The sequence below is a fragment of the Saccharopolyspora sp. genome, from assembly GCF_017434145.1.
Classification (GTDB): domain Bacteria; phylum Actinomycetota; class Actinomycetes; order Mycobacteriales; family Pseudonocardiaceae; genus Saccharopolyspora_C; species Saccharopolyspora_C galaxeae.
Genome location: NZ_JAFRFW010000186.1, coordinates 1 through 2,017, shown reverse-complemented (window position 1 = coordinate 2,017; position 2,017 = coordinate 1). Strand labels below are relative to the sequence as shown.

2 protein-coding genes are annotated in these 2,017 nt (G+C 72.2%); one reads left to right on the top strand and one right to left on the bottom strand.

All coding sequences use genetic code 11. From position 1 onward, the window contains the following. The coding region (locus IJH84_RS05200) for a CHAT domain-containing protein (protein ID WP_295140917.1) at positions 1-1,374 on the top strand (1,374 nt) is incomplete at its 5' end. A 29-nt stretch (positions 1,375-1,403) separates the two neighbouring features. Here IJH84_RS05200 and IJH84_RS05195 read toward each other — a convergent pair. After that, a partial coding sequence (locus IJH84_RS05195) for an aminotransferase class I/II-fold pyridoxal phosphate-dependent enzyme (RefSeq protein WP_295140914.1) occupies positions 1,404-2,017 on the bottom strand: 614 nt, incomplete at its 5' end.

Below are 2,017 nucleotides of genomic sequence, written 5' to 3'. Positions count from 1 at the left end.
GACGCGGTTCGGCTGTTCGACTCCTGCCGCGAAGGTCTGCGCGCCGTCGAGACGCACGCGGCCGGTATCGCGGCGCTGGAGCTGCGGATCGAAGCGTTCGGACTGGCGGAGGAACTCGGCGCGACGGCAGTCCGGGCGGCACTGCGCACCGGTGATCCTCGAACCGCGCTGCGCTGGACCGAACGCGGCCGGGTGAGCGCGTTGCACCGCCGGGCGCTGCGCCCGCCCTCCGATCCGGAGCTGCGCACGGCGCTGGTGCGGCTGCGCTCGGCGGTGGCCGGGATGTGGGGCGCGAAGGACGCACGGTTGCGTCATGCGATGTCCGAGATCAGCACGTTGGAACGGCACGTCCGGGATCGGGCACTGCTGGTCGAGGGCGGGGCCGGGGAGTCCGCGGGCGCGTTCGGGATCGACGAGGTGGTCACCGCCATCGGCGATGCGGTGCTGCTGACCTTGTTCGCGCACGACGGGGAGTTGCACGCCGTGTCCGTTGTGGACGGTCGGATCCAGTTGCACTCGCTCGGTTCGGAAGACGGCGCGGTGGCCGAGGCGCAACGGCTGCGCCACGCGCTGGGCAGGGCCGCGGAGTCCGGGGACGAACGACAGCACGCAGCCTTCCTGAGCAGCGCGCAGGTCACGGCGGATGCTCTCCAGCAGCGCCTACTCGGCCCGCTGGTCGACTCGCTGTCCGGAGGTCGCAGTTTGCTGGTGGTACCCACCGGACCGTTGCACGCCGTCCCGTGGTCGGCCTTGCCCGCCTGCCGCGGACGCAGCGTCACGGTGGCGCCTTCGCTGCGCTCTTGGATGCGCGGCAGGGCGGACGGTCGAAGCGAATTCGACGGGGAATCGGTGTGGGTCGCGGGCCCTGGTCTGGAACACGCTGAACGGGAGGTGCGGGCGTTGCACCGCGCCGGCGGCGGCCGGTTGCTGACCGGCGCGGACGCCGGTGCAGAACAGGTCCTGTCCGCTGTGGACGGTGCCGGTGCGGCGCACATCGCGGCGCACGGTTGGTTCCGCGCCGATCAGCCGCTGCTGTCCTGCCTGGACCTGGCCGACGGGCCGCTGTACGGCTACGACCTGGACCGGCTGCGCAGCGGCCCGCGCACGGTGGTGCTGTCGGCCTGCGAAGCGGGCCGCTCGGTGGTGGGCCGCGCCGACCAGCTCACCGGCCTCGCCGCGACGCTGCTCGGGCGGGGGACGGTGACGGTGATCGCCAGCGTCGTGCCGATTCCCGACGAGCGGACCGCGCACGTGATGGTGGCGCTGCACGATTCGCTCCGTCGCGGCGTGGCCCCGGCCGAGGCGCTGGCCTCGGCGCAGGCGCGGCACGGCGAAACGGGGTTCCTCTGCCTCGGATACGGAGGCCGATCATGACCGGCCAGGCGCTGCTGCGTGCCCGCGGATCAGGACGAGGCGAGCTTGTGCAGCCGCCGGATGCCTTCGTCCAGCACCTCGTCCCGCTTGCAGAACGCGAAGCGCACCAGGTGCCGGGTGTCCTCCGGGTTGTCGCAGAACACCTGCACCGGGATCGCGGCGACCCCGACCTTCTCCGGCAGTGCCCGGGCCAGCTCGGCCCCGTCGGTGAAACCGAGCGGGCGCACGTCCGCGCAGATGAAGTAGGTGCCTTCGCTGGCCAGCACGTCCAGACCGGCCTCGGCGAGTCCGTTGGCGAGTCGGTCCCGCTTGCGCTGCAACCCATCCCGCAGATCCCGGACCCAGTCGAGTTCGTGCCGCAGGGCGTGCGCCACCGCGGGCTGGAACGGGGCGCCGCCGACGAAGGTGAGGAACTGCTTGGCCGCCCGCACCGCGGCGATCAGCTCGGCCGGGCCGCACGCCCAGCCGATCTTCCAGCCGGTGGCGCTGAAGCTCTTGCCGACGCTGGAGATCGAGAGCGTGCGTTCGGCCATGCCCGGCCAGGTAGCCAGCGGTGCGTGCGCCCGAGAGTCGTAGAGCAGATGCTCGTACACCTCATCCGTGATCGCGATCACGTCGTGTTCGCGGCAGAGATCGGCGATCG